We start from the raw sequence: 21,187 nt of genomic DNA, 5'->3' as shown, positions 1-21,187 counted from the left end.
AATTACCCAGGCGATGGAGTCATCAAAAAAACGCGGCCCACATAGCCCGCAATCATCACTAGCGCCCCTGTCATGAGTGCCGTCTTGCCGCCGAAGATCCTGATGATGCGTCCGGACAGCGGTGCGAAAACCACCATGGCCAAGCCGGAGGGCACCATACACAAGCCGGCAGTAATCACATTAAGTTCAAAGCCGTAGCCCGTAACGACGGGAAGCTGGAGCTGCTGCGTGGTGACGAGCATATTGGCGAACATTGAAAAGCCGATGAGCAGCGAGGCGAGGTTGGTCATGAGTACGGGGCGGCGGGCGGATGTCCGCAGGTCCACCATCGGCTGACGGACTTTGAGTTCATACGGGATCCAGGCGGCCAGCAGTATGACCGTTGCGAGGAACAGGAGTAAGACTGGTTCGGACCCCCAGCCCCAGGTGCCCCCTTTGGTGATCGCCAGCAGGAGTGCAATCAGCGCGCCAGAGAGCAATGCCGCCCCTGCGTAGTCGAAAGTTCCGTGGGTGCGGACCTTTGACTCCGGGACCACCAGCACCACCGCAAGGAGCAACGGGACGCCTGCAGCAGCGGAGACCCAGAAGATCGAGGCCCACCCCAGGCTTTCGTAAAGGACTCCTGCCAGAGGCAGGCCCAAGGCGCTGCCAATCCCCAGCGTGGCGCTCATCAAAGCAACCGCGGAGCCCATCTTCTCCTTGGGCAGTTCATCGCGCATGATGCTGATGGCCACCGGAATCAGGGCTGACGCAAACCCCTGAAGGGCCCGGCCGATGACCAGCCACAGAAAGGAACCGCCGACGGCTGCCACGACCGACCCCGCCACCATGACGGCCAGGCACAGAACCATCATCTTGCGCTTGCCGTACATGTCTGCGCTGCGGGAAACGATGGGTGTTGCCACGGCACTGGAAAGCAGTGTGGCGGTGACCAGCCAGGAGGCGTCATCGGCAGTCACACCCAGGATCACGGGGAAGTCGGGAAGAAGCGGAATCACTAGTGTCTGCATCAACGCCACCAGGGTGCCGCTAAGAGCCAGGACCGCAGTGATGGCGGACGGCGACGGACGCCGTCGCGATTGGAAAGTGAGGGAACGCGGCATCGGCTGCTTCCATATAAGTTGATGGTGAACGCTTGTTCACCCCTAAGTAAAAGCGATGTACAGCCGTAGCCGCAACGGCGGGGTCTACGTGTTGCACCAGATGTACATCCTGCTCGCCATCTCCAGCACACATGACCGGCTAAACGCCGTCTTTCTGAGCAATCAAGATTGGCGCCTATGACGGAGCAGAACGCGGGTGCTCGTCTGCGGCGACATCGCCCATGCCCTGGCCGATTCCTCAGGTCCTGACCAGGTTGGACACTTCGAATGGTCGGCTTAAGGAGATGGCTCTGAGCTCCCTTTGACCTGCCTTCCTATACAATCGCACCGCGAATCGGGCGCGCGGTGAACGCCCCGAGCGGTCGCCGAAACAGTCCCTCTGAGGGGCTCCCGCCTGTTCCAAAATGCGTGTGCGGAGTGGCGTGGCTAGTGTGGGATTGGCTGGCAGAGTTGGTGCAGGCAGCCCACGTCGATGACTTGATCAGAAGATGGTCCGCGGCCAGCGGCTGATTCGAGTTGATGCAGGCGCCTTCGCTGCGGGTTCGCGGCGGGGAAAGCCGCCCGCTACGATGGCACTGCGATTGATGCCCTAGTAGACTCCAAATTCCGTTGGGGTGCCCCCTAAAGCTGCGCCATGCAGAGTTCTGTGGCTCCGATGACATCAAGCATTCCGTCAAGTTCCACGGACGGTAGCTGGAACCGAGAGCGTGCAGGAGTAAGGAACGTGACCACAACGCACAGAGCGAAGGGCGAAGAGGGAGTGCGCCTCGGCAGACCACGCGACGGGGCACTGGATAAGAAGGTCATCGATGCCGCCATTCATTGCTATGCGGAGCGGGGCTGGAGCGGCTTCAATTTCGAGGCTGTAAGCGTAAAAGCCTCGGTCGGTCGGCGCGCTTTGTACCTGCGATGGTCTAGTCGCGAGGAACTGCTCATTGACGCCTTCCGGGAATCAACGCGTCCGCTGCGTGTCGGCACTCACGGACATGTACGGGACGACCTAATCGAAATCGCGTTGGCGCACCGGCAGCTTCTGGCAAGCCCGCGCGGGCGCGCAGGATGGCGCTTGGCCATGGAGAAGGAGGCTGTTGGTGAGGTATACCGGACGGTATCCGCCGAAACAACAAAGCAGCGAGACTTGTTAATTCTGGAATCCTTGAGGCGGGGCCAGTTGCGCGGCCAGGTCCGTTCCGATGCGGACATCCACGTATCCCATCGACTGCTCGTTGGCGGCGTGACCCTTGATTCCATCAGCTACGACAAGACGCCTCAGCAGATTCGTAGCACCGTTAAGACCTTGGTCGACATTGTATTGAGTGGCATAAGTCCCCAACCATGCCTCAATGGGACGTCCTGACGCGGTGACGAATCTTCAGTAGCTCTAGCAACTATGAGAGGTGTGCACTGTTCAACAACGCAGCGCACGCTCACGTGGGCTGCGGTCGGGGCTAAGTGGCCGTGATCAAACGCATCACTGATTTCTGACCTCGCTGTCGGCTTTCTCAGTGCCGCTTTCGAATGTCCGCGTAAATAATCATATTGACTGCGCGGTGGGCGCTGTTACGGCTTCCGGATGATAACCCGATCTGCGTCGGTAAACGCTTGGGAGATCGTCTCCGGAGGATATCTGGGGCGGGCGCGAACAGCCGGAGGCCGAATCATTCGGGCCTTAAAGAACAGGACGGCCGAGCCCATATCTGGGAGCTCGGCCGTCCTGGATGCGTTAGGGCATCACGTAGGTAGCGGGCCGGACTGAACCTGCGGCCCTTGGAAGGACGCGTGAACGCCGGTCCGCGGGTGACGGGACGCTGCCGCGGTGCCCGTCAAGGCCCTACTGGGGTCGGATCGAGTGGCCAGGGTTGAGGGCCATTTGGCCGCCATCGACAGGAATCGTGTGGCCCGTGATGAAGGACGCGTCCTCGGAGGCCAGGAACAGAATGGCAGCAGCCTGTTCTTCATCCCGGCCCATGCGCTTCCACGGAACCCTCGCGATGCGTGCCTCAAAGGCCTCGGGTTCGCGCTTCTGCCATTCCAGGGAAGCCGGCGTTTCGGTCATTCCCGGGGAAACGGCGTTGACGCGGATACCGTACTTCGCCCATTCCACGCCCAAGGCCTTCGTGAGCCCCACAACCCCGTGCTTGGCGGCGGTGTAGCCGGCGTCGTTGGGCAGGGCAGCAAGGCCCGCGAGGGACGACAGGTTGACGATGGCTCCCCGGTTGCGCGGGATCATGGAAGCGTTAGCGACTGCCTGGGACATGAAGAATGTTGCCGTGAGGTTCACGCCAATCACTCGGTCCCATGAGGCATACGCTTCTGCAGGCTGCATGTTCTCGCCGCCTGCATTGTTGACCAGAACGTCGATGGACCCGTGGTCCTCAACGATCTGCTGAACAGCCTTTGCGGCTACTTCCCGGTCGGTGATATCAAACCCTGCGGCGGCAGCATTGCCGCCCAGCGAGTTGATTTCTGCAACGACCGAGTTCACGAATTCCTCATGCAGATCATTGATGAGTACGAAGGCACCTTCCTCCGCGAACTTCAGTGCAGTGGCTCGTCCGATGCCGCGGCCTGAACCGGTGATGAGTGCGACTTGGTCTTAAAACGTGACATTTATGCTGGCCTTACCCTTCTCTGTGGCGCGCATCCCTCATTGGATGCGCTGTATCTGAGCAGATGCTCCAAACGCGACACCAGGGCGATTGTATTGGTGTCGGCCTCGATCACTTCAGCACACGGATCGTACGTAAGTCAATAGCCTAGACAGATCAGGCGCAACGGGCTGTGCTCCCGGGGGACGCTGTGGATGTGTGGCAATTCTGCTGGTCCGGGCAGCGGCTCACCGCACGCACCACGGCGAAAGCTTCACGCGTTGGCGACTGCTGCTCAGTACGCGGTCGTGGGCGCGCGACTCGGATTCAGCGGCAGGGCACGTCCTCTATCGCTACACGCGAGTTCCGCATGGACTGGACGAACGCCCTCCTCAGCGTATCTAGAGTGCCTGTTCAGTAAGTGTCAGCTTGCAGTTGACTTTGTGTCACCGCTCACTATAGTTACTTGCACGAGCACCAAGTAACTAGACCGAAGCTATCGAGCTTCGCCGTCGTGCTTACCGGACCATGAAGGTGCGGTTACTCAATGAGGAGAAGAGGAAACATGTCAGAGTACGGTGACCAGATCAATGTCACTCTTGACGATGATGTTCTGACTATCGAGATCGACAAGATGGACGCCAGCTCGCACATCGGATTGCCGATGGCGCTCCGTGACGCTCACCAGTCGGAAGCGAAGTTTGTGGTCATCACCGGCAAGGACCGTAAGTTCCTGAGCCCGGAGTCTTACGACCACGAGTGGATCAAGACGATCAACTCCTACGGATACGTCGAGCAGATCCTGCGTGAGAGCGAAGACACGCTTCGTCACTCCATCTCGCTCGATAAGCCCACGATCGCGAAGGTCTGGGCACCCGGTGCGCATCAGCTCGGGGCATCCATCGCCTTGGCGTGCGACTTCATCATCGCGGCCGACGACGCCACATTCAGCGACCCGCACCTTTCGGGATTCGGTCTTCCGCCGGGGGACGGTGGTTTTGTGCTGTGGCCGAACCGCGTCGGGATGACCCGTGCCAAGGAGTTCCTGATGCTGGATCGCGTGGCGACCGCACAGGAGGCGGTGGAGATAGGGCTCATCAACAAGGCTGTCCCGGCCGACGAGCTGGACGCCGAGGTCGACAAGCTCCTCGCGAAGCTGCGGTCCTTCGACTACAGCTCGCTCCGCCTCACCAAGCACGTTCTCAATAATTACGCAAAGCAGGACATGCTCACGGTCGGACACCCGGGCATTGCTTGGGAAACCATGCGCTTCGTTGGCAAGATCTCCGAGGGCAAATCGGGTGGCGAGTGAAGGGTCTGCGCGGCGGCCGGTCCGGCCACGGCGCTGCCCGAGCTCGATCCGCGACGTGAAGATCGGTAGAACACATGGATGACCACGACCTCCTGGTCCAACTGAAAGCGGAACGCGACATTGCGAGAGTCGTTACTCTCGCAGCGCGTGCGTCCGACCGTAAAGATTTCGAGATGCGGCGCGCGTGTTTTCACCCTGACGCCGTCGAGGACCACGGTCATTTCAGCGGAACTATCGACGACTCGATCGCGTTCCTCGAGCCGCACCACGAGAACTACGACATGTTCCTGCACTTCATCGCCACTCCGTCGATTGAGGTCGAGGGGAAGCGTGCATACGCAGAGACGTATGCCATCGTGGTCACTCAACTGAAGCAGCACCAGGTGTACACGTTGAGCGCTTCGCCTTCTGCCATGATCGGGTGCCGATTCCTCGATGAGTTCGAGGAGCGCGATGGTGTGTGGAAGATCGCCAAGCGCACGGTCGCATTCGAATGGTCCAAGACCGACTGGACCACACCGCCGAAGGCTCCCGGCGCGCCTGGGAGCACGGGGGCGCAGCCGTCGCGATCGAGCGAGGATTTCGTCTACGGACTCGGCGACGGAATCCTTGTCAAGGCGCCGGGGAATCGCGCCTGACCCCAGGTTCGCATACGGGTACCGCCTTGCCATGCAGGTTGGAGGCCAGCGTTCGCCGGCCTCCAACCTGTGGTTTAACACTTGGGGCACGCTAGAAGTTGCAGGTTTCCACGGTCACGTGCGCCGTGATGGCGCTGAGCCGGAAAACGGTTCGGTTCGCCCGCGGCTAGCTAACGGACGACCACCCGGCCACTCCGTGCGTCCTGAGTACGGCCGCAACGAGTGCGTCACGCGTTGGACCAGCCGCTCACGCGGGGCAGTGCGTGGTCTCCAACGCCTAACCGCGAGTCTTGCGCGTGCAGCCCAGGCACGAGCGGTTCAAAGCGTGAGCCGGCGACAGTCTCTGGCTGATGCCCGCTGACGAGGCGAAGACTCCTTCGTCGAGGACTTCGTCCGCTTGCTGCAGGAGTGCGGCAACTGTATTCGGAGTGCGCGGGCGATCACTCTCCGCCAGAATCTCGGCATTGCCTAATAGTACGGCCCTGGATTCTGCGGTTGCCGGTAGCGGGTGGGCGCAGGTCGTCAAGCGCAAAGGACTTCTGGGCCACATGCCCGAGGGGCACCATACTTGGCTTACGACGGCGGGACATCCCGCCGTCGTAAGCCTTTTACTAGTGCCTCACAGCAGAGGCGTCCGGACTACAGAGCTGACCAGCCGCCGTCAGATGAGAGGATGCTGCCGTTGATGTTGGTGCCGTCATCGCTGAGCAGGAAGGTGATGGAGGCAGCGAGCTGCGCGGCACTGGCAGGAGCGGGGACCATTGCCTGCAATAGCGGACCAAGCCGTTCAGCGGCGAACTGGGAACCCCAGCTGGCAACAATGTTCGTCGTCGTGGAACCCGGAGCCACGGCATTGAACCGCAGCCCCTTGGGCCCGTAGATCACCGCCGAGTTTTTGGTCAGGCCCATCACAGCGTGCTTGGAAGCGGTGTATGCGGCGCCGGCTGCGGACCCGCGAAGGCCGGCTCCGGATGCCACGTTGACTACCGAGCCCGTTCCCGATTCCAGCATCAGCGGGACGACAGCGCGGGTCAGGCGCATCAATGCCGTGACATTGATACGGAAAACTCGCTCCCACAGTTCGTCGTCAACCTCATGGACGGGGAGGAAGTTATCAAAAATCCCTGCGACGTTTGCCAGCGCGTCCACCCTCCCACCGGCTGCCGCCACGATGGCGGCGACAGTTTCCTCCATCGAGATGTCCCCGGCGATGGGAATGAGCTCCAGCCCGCCGTTTTCCGCGACCATATCGTCCAACCGCTCCTTGCTGATGTCTGCGGCGATGACTCGCCCACCCTCTTTAGCGATTCGCAGGGCGGTGGCCTGACCGATACCCGAGCCGGCGCCAGTCACGATGACGGTCTTACCCCCGAAGCGTCCAGGGGTGATGGTCTCTTGCCATGAAGCTTCGTTGCTCATGGTGTCCTTTCGAAGTCGAGATGGATAATCGCTGAGATCCTACGGCATTGACGTTGACTTTGTAAGGGGTTTGCGGTTCCGAGGGTCTGAGGTTTTGCGTACGTCATGTGTTTGATTGTGCCGAGTGGCGGGTGTTGCCGGGTGCGGGTTGTGGGGCGGGACCGTTGACTTACGTACGGATTCTGTGCTTAACTCGGGTTTAGTGAGGAGTTGATGCGGGGGTGCGGTGTTGCATTCCTTGCTGAAGGCCGTTCGTCCGGGGTGCCGGGGCGGGCGGCCCACCGACTTTGCGGTGCTGGCTGTTTTCCCGGTGTTCGTTTCCCGTGTGTGGGTTGCGGTTGGTGTGGCCTTGTTTGTGTATTTACGGCATTCGTCCGGTATGTATTCCCTAGTGAAAGAGCTTTGACCCAATGGTGCGTACGCTCAAAGAAGTGATCAGTGAAAATTCTCCGCTGGTTGCCCCGCTTGCTTATGACGGGATTTCGGCCCGTCTTGTTCGGGATCTGAAGTTCCAGGCCGCGTATATCGGTAGTTACGCGGCTTCTGCTTCGAAGTATGGTGTGGCGGATATTGGTTTTGTCGGGCTTGAGGACATTGCCGATATGGTGCGCCGGATTGCCCCGATCGTGGATGTTCCGCTCATTGTTGATGGTGAGGGCGGGTTTGGGAACCCGATTCATGTCGCCCGCAGTGTTCAGGTGTTGGAGCGGGCGGGTGCGAGTGCGACCCATATTGAGGATCATGTGTTTGGTAAGCACCTGGGAACCCCGCAGGTGATCCCGCTCGGGCAGGCCGTTGACAAGATTAAGGCGGCGGTGGATGCCCGGAAGTCTGAGGACTTCTTGATTATCGGCCGTTCGGATGCGCTCCTGAGCGAAGGGGAAGAAGCCACCATCGACCGGTTGCTTGCGTTCCAGGAGGCTGGTGCGGATGTGTTGTTCCTTGCCAGGGCCCCGAAGCCGGGCGATGTTCTGAATAAGCGGCTCCGCGAGGAAGCCCGGGTGCCTATCCTGATGACCAATGGTCTGGGTTACAGCGCCAAGGAGATGGGTGAGCAGGGCGCGGATATTGTTCTTTACCCCACGCTGACGAATTTTGTTGCGGAGTCGGCCATGCGTCAGGCGCTCGAACTTCTCGCACGTGAGGGCTCCACGGTGGATATCGTCGAAGACTACGATGCCTTCGACGCCTTCCTGGGAGCAGAAGAGTACAAGGCCACGGCGCACAGGCTGGGCCTGCTCCCGCAGAGCTAGGCTGTGGCCTGCCGATTTTCGGCCGGCAGCCGCGCCCGGGGATGCCGCAGTACGGCCGGTGTCCCTGGCGCGGCGCGAGAAAGAACAAGCCAGATATTGACTGACGGATTAAGGATCGTTGCACCATGACTGAGACACAACGAGGTGACTTGAGGTTTTGCCTTTACACGTGCTTCGCCCCGGGCGGACCACTGGGCACGCCGTGGAACCACCCCGGGAATAAGGGATTTGATTACCTGAATCTCGATCATCAGACAAAGCTTGCGCAGGCCTTGGAGGCGGCGCGTTTTGACGCGATTTTCTGGGCGGACTTCAGCGGCGTGCATGACACGTACAAGTCCTCGCCCGCTACAGCGATCCGCGACGCGGTGGCGTTTCCGCTCGGTGACCCGCTTGTTCTGACCGCTGCCCTGGCAGGTGCCACAGAGAACCTCGGGTTCGCGTTCAGCGCGAACATGACCCAGCAGCATCCCTACTCGTTCGCTCGACGGGTCGCGACACTTGATCACCTGACGCGGGGGAGGGTGGCGTGGAACATCGTTACCTCATACCAGCCCTCCGCCTGGCGCAACTCCGGCTTTGATGACATGGAAGGGCACGCAAAACGATATGTGCGTGCGCAGGAGTACGTCGATGTGCTCAGGAAACTCCTCGTTGATTCCTGGGAAGACGGGGCGGTTGTCCGCGATATCGACCGGGGAATCTACGCGGACCCGGCGCGCGTGCATCCCATCGCACATGACGGGGAGTTCTATCGTGTGCCAGGAATCGGACTGACAGAGCCTTCCCCGCAGCGCATGCCGGTCACGTTCCAGGCAGGCAGTTCCAACGACGGCCGTGAGTTCTCGGCGCGTAACGCTGAGGCGATGTTCATCGGTACCAACTCCCCACAGGATGCTCAAACACTGATAAGCGACATGACCGGGAGGCTCTCGGCGAACGGCCGCAGCAGAGAAGACATCGTGTTCCTGCAATACATGGCCGTTCATGTGGTGAGCACCGAAGAAGAAGCCAAGCGTAAGCATGAGGAGCTCGACGAACAAGCAGGTTCCGAAGCCGCTATCGCATTCGCCAGCTCTACCATGGGCACCGACCTGTCACAGATCGACCTCGACAAGCCGCTGGCGGAACATAATACCGACTCCATGCAGGGAATACTCAAAGGATTCGCTGAGTCCGCGGAAGACAAGTCATGGACATTCCGCGACATGGTCCGCAAAATCGGCTCGGACCGGATCGTCGGCACCCCGGAGCATATCGCCGACGAACTGCAGAAATGGAGCGACGCCGGCGTGGACGGCATCAACATCAACACCCAGGACGTTGAGAACACCTACACCTTCCTCGAACACGCAGTACCCGTCCTGCAGCAGCGCGGCCTCATGCAGCGCGAGTACCGCAACGGAACCCTCCGCGACAAACTGTTCAGGCGCTAACCCGCCGAACAACCACGAAAAACGCCCGGCCCCTCCACCCACCCCTGGAGGGGCCACAGGCATGCAGAAAACCAGTAGCTACCAGGCCCGCTATGACCCGCCGCTCCCAACGGCAAACACTGGCGCCCGTCTAATGCCGTGAGCCTGCCCCACAATCTCTGGAGGAAATCGATGCCAGTTCAAAATGTACAAACACCCGATGGAGTCACCTTGAAAGTGACCGATGTGGGGGAGGGGCCTGCGATCCTGCTTATCCATGGCCTCGCCTGCAATACCAGCGATTGGTTTACGCAGATCGCATATTTTCGACGGACTCACCGGGTCATTGCCTTGGACCTCCGCGGCCACGGCCGTTCCTCCGTTCCCACGGAAGGATATGGAACGGCGTCCTTTGTGGCGGATTTCATCTCGGTACTGGACGCCCTCGGCGTCTCGTCCGTAGTCGCCGTCGGACATTCATTGGGAGGTTTGCTGGCCAAGGCTCTAGCAATCACGCACCCCGAACGCGTCTCAGCCGTAGTGGCAATCGACCCGTCAGGGGGGCTGCCGGACGCGCAGAACGTGTACAAGTCGTTAGCGCCACTGGTCGCCCAACCGGGTGGATTGGCATCGATCTTCGAGCGCTCAGAGAGCCAGTTGACGCCACCTCACTCCCGTGAGGCCCACCAGTATGGAGCCCTGGTCACCGACATTTCGGTTTTGACGAAGGTCTGGCATGAGTGCTTAGTGGCTCCGGGAGTACTCATGTCGGATACGGAGGCGCTCCGGCAGAGGCGAGCCCCGCTCCTGGTCCTGCACGGTAAAGCCCAAGTCGGCGCCGTCGAGCGAGACGCAGGAGATCTTCGTTCACCCTGCGGACCATTCGCTCGAACTTCCGGTCGGCCACTGGATTCACCATGATCTGCCGGAGCTGACACACGAGATCATCACTCAATGGCTGAGTAAGCTCGACGACTGATTCAGTGCCGGTGACAGACTTGCGGCCCTGTGATGCGGACGGGAGCCCGTGGCTTACCAAGCGGACGCGCGCTTATTGCTCGCGTCCGCTTGGTGCATGAGGCCATTAACTGACGAGGCGGCAAAGTCGCTGCCTCCCGTGATTCGGATGCGATGTGGTCTTGCTTATTTCTGGTGTCGCATCCAGGCACACCATAACGGGTACGGAAACCCGCTATTCGCGCGGGTTACCGCCCAAGATACGCAAGGTGATAATGGAAGCCGCCTCATGGTAAGTCCGGAAATTCCGCGGTACAGCATCCCTGCCTGTCAACGTGGTCCTGGCGGTTTCGGATACGAGCGTCAACAGGCCGCGGGCCATAATGGCCGCCTCCAATGGGTCAATCGAGTTGTCGAGTAACAAAATTGAGTCCGATATGGACTCAACCAGCTTTTCGCTATCACGGCGGAACTGAACCAAGGTCTCAGCCCCGTCCCGGGTTGTCGCCAAGCGAACAAAATAGAACTTGGCCTCCAGCGGATCCGTGCGCATCCACTCCAAGGCATGGCGCATTGATTGGACGCCCCATCCATGGAGGTCTGTAATGCCAGAGGTCAACTCGAAGAAGCTTGCCAGTTTGTCCGTAACTCCTGCCATGAGGGTTTCGATAATCTTCGTTTTTGACGAGAAGTGGTAATAGACCGCAGATGGCGTCATTTTGGCATGAGTTGCTACGACAGCCATGGAAACATCCGACGGATCGTCGGTAGCGAAAAGTTCCAAGGCGGCTGCCAAGAGTGATGATCGTCGAGACGGCCGATGCGCGGACCTGGCTGGCTGCTGCTTCAAAATGTACTTTCAGTCGTGGCGTGATGTTTCCAGAAGTATAGGGCGAGCCGCTGTCGACAAATTCGCGGCTCACCGAAGGTCACCCGACGCCGGATGGCCAGGCTCGACGAAGTCCTCTTTTCCTGCCGTGATTCCCGCGGGATGCGCTCAGGAGAGGTCACCGAGCCATGTTGTAGGGGCTCGAAGAAATTTTCATCCATGTGGTGTTCGTCAGGCCTTCCTCAACATCGGGAATCGGGACCCTGCTGGTCCCAGTGCAGCCGGCAGTGAATCCTTCCCAGCGCCGTCCAACTTATTCGAAACGGATTGTAGTTAGTAGATGCGTTCCGCTGCTCCAAAGTCAATGCCTCGAAGGCTTGTAATTGGAAGGTGCCTCTAGTAACGTTTTCAGGTAGTTAGTAGAGACACTCTTGAGTAAGTAGGGATCTGCCGATGACGGAAGACTCGGAAGTACCAAGCGTTCGTGTCCTTCCAAGCGATATATCTTTCAACGTCCAGCCTGGGATGACGGTGTTCCAGGCGGCAGAGACGAACGGGATTTGGTGGCCAACACTCTGTAACGGGTCAGTTGAATGCACGCGTTGCTACATGGAAGTTCTAGAGGGGGAAGAATTCGTCTCGCCGATGGACGAGACGGAACGGAAGGCTTTGGACCGGGTCCGGTGGCAGGGCGGTCCGCCAGGGCAGGAGCGATTGGCCTGCTGCGCAAAAATCAACGGAGATATTCTCGTGAGGCGGCGGAGCGTCCGCGTTCGCGAGGATGCGGACAAAAGGAAAGAACCATGACAATCAGCGATGACATCAAGGCATATCACTCGAATGTGGAGGTATATGGACTGAAGTACCCGGCGGACGCCGAGTACCCCGAGTCCATTGTCCTGACTCCTCAGGAATCACATATCCCCGTTGAGGTCTATACGTCAGAAGCTCAGCTTGACCTGGAGTTCAAGCAGATCTGGTACAGCATGTGGCAGGTGGCTTGCAGGACGGAAGAGGTGGACAAGCCCGGCGACTACCTTGAGTACGTTATCGGCGATCAGTCCTTCCTCATTGTTCGGGGCGAAGACGGTCAGCTTCGGGCCTTCCAGAACGCTTGCCGGCACCGTGGCACGCTGCTCAAGCACGGCATCGGAAACGCCAAGGACATCAAATGCTCCTTCCACGCCTGGTGCTGGTCCTTGAAGGGCGAGCTTCAGGACATCCCCGACCGTCAACTGTTCCCTGGGGTTACCGACGAGGAGTATGCACTGCCGGAGGTTGGCTGCGACACGTGGGGCGGTTGGGTCTTCATTCACCCCAAGCCTGAGGGAGCGCCGACGCTGCGGGAGTTCCTTGCCAGGACGGCGACTGACCTTGAGCCCTACCACATGGATCGCTACCGGGCGACCATGCACGCCAGAATTCCGCTGGAATGCAACTGGAAGGTGGCGCTGGAGGCCTTCCTGGAGGCCTACCATGTCTCCTCCACACACCCGCAGATCACGCCGTACCTTGACGATGTCAACACCCTGCATACGACTTTCGGGGACCACAGCAGGATGATCGTGCCCTACGGCGTGCCCAGCATGCGTTTGGAGCACGTCGACGAGGCCGAGATCTATGAGGCATATTTCAGCCGCTCAGCGACGGCATTCAGGCATTCAGAGGCTGCGAAGGCGACCGGGCAATCGGTTTCGGACCTCCCTCCGGAACTGTTCGATAAGGACGGAGAGTGGATCGGCGAGGGCACAATGCGCGACTACCTCATCCGGCGGGCGCAGGAGACTGGCGCAAAACTTGGCCATGACTATTCCGGCTTGACCAGGGAACAAATGATCGACGACTACGACTACCATGTCTTCCCCAGTCTCAAGTTCAATTCCCACGCCGGCGGTGCCCTCGGATTCGTATCGCGCCCCCACCCCACCGATCCGAACAAATGCTTCTTCGACGTCTACACCCTCGTCTGGCCGGACGAGAACGCCGCGCCTCCCGAGCCGGCGCCTCTTCTCGAGATCGATATCACACAGCAGAGCATGGGCACAGTCCTCGACCAGGACTTTGACAATCTCTGGAAAGTCCAAAAGGGCCTGCACAACAGCAGCCTGAAGCATGTCACATTCGGTTCCTCGGAGGTCAGGGTTGCCCACTTCCACACCGTGCTCAACCGGTATCTGCAGGAACCAGTCCAAAGCTCTAAGTAGGAGAACGAACGATGACCCAAATTCACGATCACGAGTCACCGCAGACGGCGGAGAACCTGCCCCGGAAGAGGATCTTGAGCGTCTTTACACGGTGGCAAAGACGATTCAGGTCTGCGACCAAAAAATTCAGAAAGATGTCAAAGCCGGCACCCTGAAAGCCGCGACCTATCCGGTGGCAGGATTGGAAGCGGTGTGCGCGGGGCTCGCTCTGGCCCTGAACCCTGACGACTACCTGGTCTCGACCTACAGAAACCTCGGTGATGTTATCGCCAAGGGTGTGCCGCTGAGTCCCGTTATCGCTGAGATTGCCGGGCGCGCCACAGGTGTCGCTAAGGGCAAAGGCGGGGCGATGCATATTGCTGATTCCGCATACGGGCTTATGACAACGACGGGGATTGTCGGCTCTGGGTTGCCCATTGCAGCCGGCTTGGCATTGTCGTCGCTGCTAGCGGGGGACGGCAAGATTACCGCTGTGACCTTCGGCGACGGCGCCACTTCCATCGGTGCGTTCCATGAGGCGATGAATTTGGCGGCTGTCTGGAAGCTGCCCATTCTGTTTGTTTGCCAGAACAACCAGTGGGCCGAGCACACTCCCACGGGCGATCACATGGTCATCACCGAAATTGCCTCCAAGGCCAAGGGCTACGGCATGGAGTCGGCGACAACCGATGGTTTCGACCCGGTGGCGACCCTCGAAGTCCTGCGGCGGGCGACGGAGTCGATCCGGAACGGCGGCGGTCCCTTCTTTGTCGAAGCCGTGACCTATCGGCTCAGCGGACATACGTCGACGGCAGACTACTCCTATATGCCCAAGGAAAACCTGGATGCCGCCCGGGGTGCCGAGCCAGTGGGCAAACTGCGTGAGCTACTGGAAAGCTCGGCGGTACTCAGCAAAGAACGACTGGAAGAGATTGACGGCCAGGCACTCGCCGACGTCGAGGATGCCTTTGCCTTTGCCTACGCCAGTGATTACCCGGATCCCCGGGAGGCATTTACCGACGTGTTTTCAACCAAGACGATGGAGATTTCAGCATGACCACCGGTGCAGCCACCAACGAATCCTCCCGGATCGTAAACATGTCCAAAGCCCTCAACGAGGGCATGGACGTAGCGTTTGGACTCGATGAACGAGTCGTGCTGCTGGGCGAGGATGTAGCCGACCCGGCAGGCGGCGTCTTCAAGGTCACGAAAGGCTTGTCTGAAAAGTACGGCACGGACCGGGTGAGGGCCACTCCCATTGCCGAGGCCGCAATCGTCGGCTCTGCCATCGGTCTTTCTCTGGGAGGCTACCGGCCCATCGCCGAAATCATGTTCTTCGACTTCATCACTGTTGGACTCGACCAGATTGTCAACCACGCCGCCAAACTCCGCTACATGAGCGGGGGCCATACTCCGGTTCCGCTTACGATCCGCACCACGGTCGGCAGTTCGCGGTTCGGCGCGCAGCATGCCCAGTCGCTTGAGAGCTGGTTCATGCACACGCCTGGCATCAACGTCGTCGTCCCGTCCACTCCTGCAGATGCGCGGGGGCTGATGCTGACCAGTATCTTCGGCGACGACCCGACACTGTTCATTGAACACAGCGAAATGCTCTTCAGTGTGAAGGGTCCCGTTCCGGACGGTGATGTGCGCATTCCGTTCGGAGTGGCCGACATCAAGCGACACGGAAGTGACGTTACGGTGGTCACATACGGACCCCAGGTGGCGATTGCTCTTGCTGCAGCTGAAGAACTGAGCGCGGAGGGCATCGAGCTTGAGGTAATTGACCTGCGTACGCTGGTTCCGCTCGATATGCAGACCGTGCTGGAATCGGTCTCGCGTACGCGGCGGGCCATCGTGACCCATCAGGCCACTACGTCCGTAGGACCGGGTGCCGAGATCGCCTCGCGTATCACAGAGGAGCTGTTCAGCGACCTGGAAGCTCCCGTTGTTCGTATCGGGGCGCCCTCCGTTCCGGTGCCATTCTCGACTTCACTGAACATTTTCCCACCCCGGAAACGATCAAGGACGCCGCCCGGCAGCTTTGCCGCGTCCCGCTTTCGACGAAGTAGCAGACCGCGCCCACAGCCGTTGGCCGCGGGAGGCCTGGATGAAGCATGACGGCGGAAGTGGTTTGTATTCTCCGCATGGTCTTTCTTTAGGCATTGCAAGTTAACACGAGGAACTCCTGTGACCCGGCCTTCTGTCGCGGGGTCACAGGAGTTCCTCCCGTTAAGCATGCATGCGGATGGTGGGGCCGCCGCAGGGTTGGGGTCACGTGCTGAGGTGACGGCGGTTCTGGTTGTGGTTCGTTGTGGTGTGGGTCTCGGGCAGAAGGTGGGCGGCATTGTGTTGGTGGAGATGTGGGTTTTGTTGGTTGTGGTTGGTTTATGACAGTGGAGGCGCGTCCGCGTCGTGCTGCGCATCGGCCGTCGCGGCGGCAGGAGATTATCGAGGCTGCGATTGTTGTTTTTGCCCGGAAGGGGATATCGGCTTCTATTGCTGAGGTGGCGCATGAGACGTCGATGAGTCTGGCGTCGATTTATTATCACTTCCAGGGCAAGCCCGAGTTGTTCACTGCGTGTGTGTTTGAGGTCAGTCACAGGATTATGAATGCGACGAGTTCGCAGGAGCCCTCGGAGAAGCTTTTGCAGACCCGGGAGGCGGTGAATCTGGTGTGGACCTGGGCTGAGCATCACCGTGAGGAGGCCAGGCTTTTGTATGTGTGGGCTGTTGCCGGTCCTCCTGAAGCGAAGGCGGTTCGTCACCGGTTTGAGGAGTATTACGTGCGCCGGGCGCGGCGGCGCATGCGTCGTGTTGGGGGCTCCACGCCGCTGGATTTTGCGGTGGAACGGTTGGCGTCCAGGACGTACATGTCGTTGGCGATGGGTGTCGCTGAGGCATGGGTGGAGGAACATCCTCTGGGAGGAACGTTGGACCAGCACAGGATCGCGGCGGCACTTGCAGAGGTCAGTGTGCGGCTTACCGGAGTTCCCTGAGAACCACGCGCAGGTTCTGCTGAACAACGGGCACGGCAATTCACGTGCACGACGCGTATTGCCCATTCGGTGCGGCGGCTCCTCGATGTTGTGCAGCCGGTCCTAATGACTGTTTGAAGCTGGGCACCGCACTATAGCGGGCATAGTCAGGCTGTTGGCCACGAAGTGCCGCAGCCTTGATTCCATAAATTTCGGGTAATGACTGTTCACCCTCATTGAGATAGTGTACTCTCTTCATTAGAGGGCACTCTCGCAAATGCCTCAGCGTCGAGGGCGTCGCACATCGAATCCCACAAGGAGAAGCATTGACTAGAGAACAGCCGGCTCTGCATGCCGCACCAATGGGGCTACGAGAGCAAGCGAAGCTGGAGGTCATGCGGCGCATTCGCGCAGCGGCCGTCGATCTTTTGGCGACCAAGCCCTACGCCTCGATCACAACTAAAGAGGTCGCAACTCGCGCAGGAATTGGCGACGCAACCTTTTTCCGCTACGTCTCGTCAAAGGACGAATTGCTCACACTGGCTTATGGCGACCGGATGGACTCTGTGCTGGACGAACTCGAGCATGAGGACGACCTCATTGAAGCGGCGGGCAACGATACAGGCGGCCGATGGTACTGCGACCGCATTCGCAACCTCTACAAGGCTCGCGCTGAGTTTTATCTGCAAGACCCTACTAACGCGGCACTCTATCTGCGGCAAGGATTCGACATGACGAGCCCTGGCCGCGAACGCGCCATCCAGCAGGGCGACAGGCTCATTGCACGGGCACGGCGGATTCTTGCCGACGGTCAGGCTACCGGCCAAATCTATGCCGACGTGGATCCGCTGGCCGTGGCACAAAACTGCCAGGGAATTTTTATCCATGAAGTTGATCGCACGCCCGTGCGCGGCTTTGAGCCCACGACAATTTGGCAGAGGGTCAATGCCCGGCTGAGCGCCCAACTCGATCCGCTGGTTCTCAACGAGCGGTCAACCGACCCGAAAAAGTCAGCCCCCTAGAACGAACAAGCAGCGTCAAACCGAAGGAGTACGGTGTCTCTTTACCCGGATCTTAAAGAAGGGACGGTCGTTGTTGATGGTATCGACGTCCGCTTCTACGACAGTCAGCGCGGCAATGGTGAGCCGCCTGTAGTGCTCCTCCATGGCATGGAGGGGTCCGCCGAGAAGGATTTCTGGGCACTGTTTCCGATGCTGGCCTTCACACGTCGAGTGATCACTTTTGACTTCGGCCTACCCAAAGATGGGCAGGACCTTACACTTGAACACTGCGTGGCCCAGGCCCAGGCCGTTATTGAAAAGCTCGCACCAGGTAGCCCCGTTGCACTGGTGGGATATTCGTTCGGCGCTGTCGTAGCGGAAGCCACAGCAGCACGGAAACCTGACCTCGTCGCATCCCTGGTGCTCATTGCCGGCTGGATGAAGACTGACCGGCATCAGCTGGTGCGAAACGGCATCTGGCGCGAACTCGCCCAATCCGGGTCATCTGCGCTCTCTGACTTCAACCTCTACTCGAGCTACAGCGCGCATTATCTATGCGCCCGGACCGAGCGTGACTTTCAGGAAATCGTCGAGAAATCAAGGCGTTCCTCGATTTCGCCAGTTGTCATAAAACTCAGCGACAACATCGACATTGGAGCGGAAGTGCAGACAATCAGCGCTCCCACGCTCGTCGTTGGCTGCATACACGACCAAATTGTGGACGTAAGCCACAGCCGTGAACTGTTCGGAGCGATTCGGGATTCACGCTACGTCGAGATAGAGGCGGGGCATGCGGTAGTGCAGGAACGTCCTGCTGAACTCTTCATGCTTATCGACAACTTTGTTGCGGCACCTCACGCCACATCTCCAGGCGATGTTTACGCCACCTCCACCCCCTAATGCATCTGACTACGAAGAAAGCACATGATGAACAGTCAAAATGTCCTGGCTGACAACGAACAGTTACAGAAGGAAGCCGAGCGGGTCAACGTCGCGATTATCGGCTCCGGCTTCTCGGGGACCGGGCTGGCAATCCAGCTCAAGCGCTCCGGCGAAGAGTCCTTCGTCGTACTAGAGCGAGAGCATTCACTCGGGGGAACGTGGCGCGACAACCACTACCCCGGGGCCGCCTGCGACGTTCAGTCGCACCTCTACTCATACTCGTTCAAGCCCAAGCCTGAATGGTCGCGCGTCTACGCCCGGCAGCCTGAAATCCTCGAGTATCTGCGCGATTGCGCAACGAGTGAGGGTGTTGACCGGCACATGCGGTTCGACAGCGAAGTGCTGGGTGCGGCGTGGATCGAAGAATCAAACGAGTGGCTCATTAGCACCGCAAACGGTAGCTATTTGGCACGCGTACTGGTTACTGCCTCGGGCCACCTCTCAGACCCCAAATATCCCAACATTCCAGGAATCGACGACTTCAAAGGTGCAAAATTCCATTCGGCACGTTGGGATCACGACACCAGTCTTGAGGGCAAGCGCGTCGGCGTGATCGGCACCGGCGCCTCGGCGATTCAGATCATTCCCGAGGTGGCCAAGGTCGCCGGGAAGCTCACTGTCTTTCAGCGTTCAGCACCCTACGTTGTCCCGCGCATGGACCGTGAATACAGCACAGCTGAGAAGAACATGTTTGCCCGCTTGCCCCATACGGCCGAGAAACTTCGCCGCGATCTTTTCTGGGCAGGTGAGGCGCGATTCCCGCAACGCCGTGGTATCGAGAGCTTCATTAGCAGGGTCGAAGGACTTGCGCTTGATCACCTGGCTGATCAGATTAAGGACCCGGACCTCAGGGCCAAGCTAACGCCGGACTATGCAATCGGGTGTAAACGGGTTCTTATCTCGAATGAGTACTACCCAACCTACCTGCGTGAGAACGTTGAGCTCGAGACGCAGGGCATCGAACGGATCACTGAGAATGCTGTTGTCATGAAAGATGGCAGCAAACATGACTTGGACGCGCTGATCGTCAGCACCGGTTTCGAGACCAGTGACCTCCCCATTTCGCACCGCATTCATGGGACGGATGGGCTACTGCTGGCTGACCACTGGGCACGGGGCGAGCAAGCATACGCCTGCAGCACGGTCAACGGATTCCCCAACCTCTTCATTATGAACGGTCCCAACTCAGGTCTCGGCGCTGGGTCCATCATCTTCGTGATTGAGTCCCAGATTGACTACATCCTCGGCGCCCTCGATTACCTTCACCAGAACGGTTACACGCGGATGGAGGTAACGCAGGATGCCGAGATGGATTTCGCGGCGATGATTGACCGCAACGCACAAGGAACGGTCTGGCTTGAGGGCGGCTGCAAGAGCTGGTACGTGGATGAGCGAAACGGACGACTTTCGACGATTTGGCCCGACTTCATGAGCCGCTTCCGTGATTCGAATGGCGTGTTCCGCCCCGAAGCTTATGAAGTACGGTCCTTGGCCGAACAGAAGGTCTAACAAGCGAAGAATCTCTAGCTTGCTTGGCGTGCGAAATAGAGCCGCGCCGCAGCAAACCATTCAGGGAAAGTGAAACAACCATGAACACCAGTACTCAGCTGCAGGAATTTCCTGTGACTGATCGCATCGATGTGGAAATTCCTGTCGAAGGGGGAATTAGTCTCCACGCGTGGCTCTACATCCCCGTCAGCGGTCAGGGGCCCTTCCCGGCGATTACCATGGCGCACGGGTTTGCCGGTCTGAAGTACCGCGCATTGTCGGACTACGCCGAATACTTCTGTTCCCTGGGTTTTGTTGTTCTTGTGCATGATCACCGGAACTTCGGGCTCAGCGGCGGCGAAATCCGGGGAGATATCGATCCCTGGCAGCAGATTGCCGATTGGCGTCGCGTGATTTCCTACGTGGAGTCCCGTCCCGAAGTCGACCCCAACCGTATCGGGCTTTGGGGGACCAGTTATGCGGGCGGCCATGGCCTGGTGCTGGGCGCCACCGACCGCCGGCTCAAGGCCGTTACCGTCCAGGTACCGACAATCAGCGGATACGAACAGAGCCTTCGGCGCATTAAGCCGGAAGATCGGGCTTCTGTGGAAGCCGTTTACGACGCCGACGAGCGTGCCCAACTGGCTGGGGAGCCGCCGGCCCGGCGTGCGGTAGTCAGTCTGGACCCGGAAGTTCCTGCAGCTTACCGATCTGCAAAGCTGATCGCGTACCACGAGCTTTTTCCGCTCCCCGAAGGCGTCGAGGCAGCGGAAACTATCACCGTTCGGTCCTCTCGGCGGGCGGCCATGTACGATCCGGGCCAGTTTGTAAGCCGGGTATCGCCGACGCCGCTGCTGATGGTTGTCGCTTCCCACGACGAGACAACCCCCGCCGATCTGGCGCTGGAAGCCTATGAGCGTGCCCTTGACCCGAAGCGTCTTGTAGTCGTTGCCGACGGTCACTTTGAGTCGTACACGAAGCACCTGCGAGAAACGCGGGCTGCTGCCGGCACGTGGTTCCTGGAGCACCTATGAACAGCCTGGGCAATCAGGTGATCCACGGCGTCCAAACCCGTATTCAA

19 protein-coding genes are annotated in these 21,187 nt (G+C 59.5%); 15 read left to right on the top strand and 4 right to left on the bottom strand.

Annotated features, from left to right (window positions below; translation table 11 throughout):
- Window positions 1–2: 2 nt before the first annotated feature.
- The gene (locus tag ACPEE0_RS11095) at window positions 3–1,103 is read right to left on the bottom strand and encodes an MFS transporter (RefSeq protein ID WP_424574505.1); all 1,101 of its coding nucleotides are present in this window, start codon (window positions 1,101–1,103) and stop codon (window positions 3–5) included.
- A gap of 724 nt (window positions 1,104–1,827) precedes the next feature.
- On the opposite strand from ACPEE0_RS11095, the gene ACPEE0_RS11090 reads away from it, so the two are divergent.
- The gene (locus tag ACPEE0_RS11090) at window positions 1,828–2,460 is read left to right on the top strand and encodes a TetR/AcrR family transcriptional regulator (protein ID WP_009359598.1); all 633 of its coding nucleotides are present in this window, start codon (window positions 1,828–1,830) and stop codon (window positions 2,458–2,460) included.
- Window positions 2,461–2,934: 474 nt separating this feature from the next.
- Here ACPEE0_RS11090 and ACPEE0_RS11085 read toward each other — a convergent pair whose 3' ends face one another.
- Window positions 2,935–3,684, bottom strand: coding sequence for an SDR family NAD(P)-dependent oxidoreductase (locus tag ACPEE0_RS11085; RefSeq protein ID WP_424575270.1), 750 nt, complete (start codon window positions 3,682–3,684; stop codon window positions 2,935–2,937).
- 572 nt (window positions 3,685–4,256) lie between these two features.
- Between ACPEE0_RS11085 and ACPEE0_RS11080 the strand changes: the two genes are divergently transcribed.
- Window positions 4,257–5,003: an enoyl-CoA hydratase/isomerase family protein gene (locus ACPEE0_RS11080; RefSeq protein ID WP_009359601.1), complete on the top strand. Its 747-nt coding sequence runs from the start codon at window positions 4,257–4,259 to the stop codon at window positions 5,001–5,003.
- Window positions 5,004–5,077: 74 nt separating this feature from the next.
- On the top strand, window positions 5,078–5,641 hold the full coding sequence (locus tag ACPEE0_RS11075) for a nuclear transport factor 2 family protein (RefSeq protein WP_009359602.1): 564 nt from the start codon (window positions 5,078–5,080) through the stop codon (window positions 5,639–5,641).
- Window positions 5,642–6,280: 639 nt separating this feature from the next.
- Here ACPEE0_RS11075 and ACPEE0_RS11070 read toward each other — a convergent pair.
- Window positions 6,281–7,060, bottom strand: coding sequence for an SDR family NAD(P)-dependent oxidoreductase (locus ACPEE0_RS11070; protein ID WP_035753951.1), 780 nt, complete (start codon window positions 7,058–7,060; stop codon window positions 6,281–6,283).
- Between the two features lie 410 nt (window positions 7,061–7,470).
- On the opposite strand from ACPEE0_RS11070, the gene ACPEE0_RS11065 reads away from it, so the two are divergent.
- The 3 genes from ACPEE0_RS11065 (at window position 7,471) to ACPEE0_RS11055 (ending at window position 10,649) form a co-directional block, all read left to right on the top strand.
- Window positions 7,471–8,313: an isocitrate lyase/PEP mutase family protein gene (locus tag ACPEE0_RS11065; RefSeq protein ID WP_009359672.1), complete on the top strand. Its 843-nt coding sequence runs from the start codon at window positions 7,471–7,473 to the stop codon at window positions 8,311–8,313.
- 125 nt (window positions 8,314–8,438) lie between these two features.
- Window positions 8,439–9,749: an NtaA/DmoA family FMN-dependent monooxygenase gene (locus ACPEE0_RS11060; RefSeq protein WP_083875138.1), complete on the top strand. Its 1,311-nt coding sequence runs from the start codon at window positions 8,439–8,441 to the stop codon at window positions 9,747–9,749.
- Between the two features lie 171 nt (window positions 9,750–9,920).
- Window positions 9,921–10,649, top strand: coding sequence for an alpha/beta fold hydrolase (locus ACPEE0_RS11055; RefSeq protein WP_424574504.1), 729 nt, complete (start codon window positions 9,921–9,923; stop codon window positions 10,647–10,649).
- Window positions 10,650–10,920: 271 nt separating this feature from the next.
- On the opposite strand, the gene ACPEE0_RS11050 is transcribed toward ACPEE0_RS11055, so the two are convergent.
- Window positions 10,921–11,481: a TetR/AcrR family transcriptional regulator gene (locus tag ACPEE0_RS11050; protein ID WP_268743688.1), complete on the bottom strand. Its 561-nt coding sequence runs from the start codon at window positions 11,479–11,481 to the stop codon at window positions 10,921–10,923.
- A 486-nt stretch (window positions 11,482–11,967) separates the two neighbouring features.
- Between ACPEE0_RS11050 and ACPEE0_RS11045 the strand changes: the two genes are divergently transcribed.
- The 9 genes from ACPEE0_RS11045 (at window position 11,968) to ACPEE0_RS11005 (ending at window position 21,140) form a co-directional block, all read left to right on the top strand.
- Window positions 11,968–12,321, top strand: coding sequence for a 2Fe-2S iron-sulfur cluster-binding protein (locus ACPEE0_RS11045; RefSeq protein WP_009359522.1), 354 nt, complete (start codon window positions 11,968–11,970; stop codon window positions 12,319–12,321).
- Window positions 12,318–13,718 (top strand): aromatic ring-hydroxylating oxygenase subunit alpha, encoded by a 1,401-nt coding sequence (locus tag ACPEE0_RS11040; RefSeq protein WP_009359523.1) that lies wholly within the window; start codon window positions 12,318–12,320, stop codon window positions 13,716–13,718. Before ACPEE0_RS11045 ends, ACPEE0_RS11040 begins: the two co-directional genes overlap by 4 nt.
- 91 nt (window positions 13,719–13,809) lie before the next feature.
- Complete coding sequence (locus ACPEE0_RS11035) at window positions 13,810–14,754, top strand: thiamine pyrophosphate-dependent dehydrogenase E1 component subunit alpha (protein WP_424574503.1); 945 nt, start codon at window positions 13,810–13,812, stop codon at window positions 14,752–14,754.
- The gene (locus ACPEE0_RS11030) at window positions 14,751–15,818 is read left to right on the top strand and encodes an alpha-ketoacid dehydrogenase subunit beta (RefSeq protein ID WP_424574502.1); all 1,068 of its coding nucleotides are present in this window, start codon (window positions 14,751–14,753) and stop codon (window positions 15,816–15,818) included. The genes ACPEE0_RS11035 and ACPEE0_RS11030 overlap by 4 nt, the downstream gene beginning before the upstream one ends.
- A 269-nt stretch (window positions 15,819–16,087) precedes the next feature.
- Window positions 16,088–16,696, top strand: a complete 609-nt coding sequence (locus tag ACPEE0_RS11025; protein WP_354177404.1) for a TetR/AcrR family transcriptional regulator — start codon at window positions 16,088–16,090, stop codon at window positions 16,694–16,696.
- Between the two features lie 305 nt (window positions 16,697–17,001).
- Window positions 17,002–17,697 (top strand): TetR/AcrR family transcriptional regulator, encoded by a 696-nt coding sequence (locus tag ACPEE0_RS11020; protein ID WP_152419643.1) that lies wholly within the window; start codon window positions 17,002–17,004, stop codon window positions 17,695–17,697.
- 33 nt (window positions 17,698–17,730) lie between these two features.
- The gene (locus ACPEE0_RS11015) at window positions 17,731–18,576 is read left to right on the top strand and encodes an alpha/beta fold hydrolase (RefSeq protein ID WP_009359529.1); all 846 of its coding nucleotides are present in this window, start codon (window positions 17,731–17,733) and stop codon (window positions 18,574–18,576) included.
- Between the two features lie 24 nt (window positions 18,577–18,600).
- A complete protein-coding gene (locus tag ACPEE0_RS11010) occupies window positions 18,601–20,127 on the top strand; it encodes a flavin-containing monooxygenase (RefSeq protein ID WP_009359530.1) in 1,527 nt (508 codons plus the stop codon).
- A gap of 80 nt (window positions 20,128–20,207) precedes the next feature.
- Complete coding sequence (locus ACPEE0_RS11005; RefSeq protein WP_152419644.1) at window positions 20,208–21,140, top strand: alpha/beta hydrolase; 933 nt, start codon at window positions 20,208–20,210, stop codon at window positions 21,138–21,140.
- The last annotated feature ends 47 nt before the right edge of the window (window positions 21,141–21,187 follow it).

The organism is Arthrobacter sp. SD76 (assembly GCF_049726125.1).
Taxonomy (GTDB): domain Bacteria; phylum Actinomycetota; class Actinomycetes; order Actinomycetales; family Micrococcaceae; genus Arthrobacter; species Arthrobacter nitrophenolicus.
The sequence above is the reverse complement of the archived record's forward strand: the minus strand, read 5'-3'. Positions and strand labels throughout refer to the sequence as shown.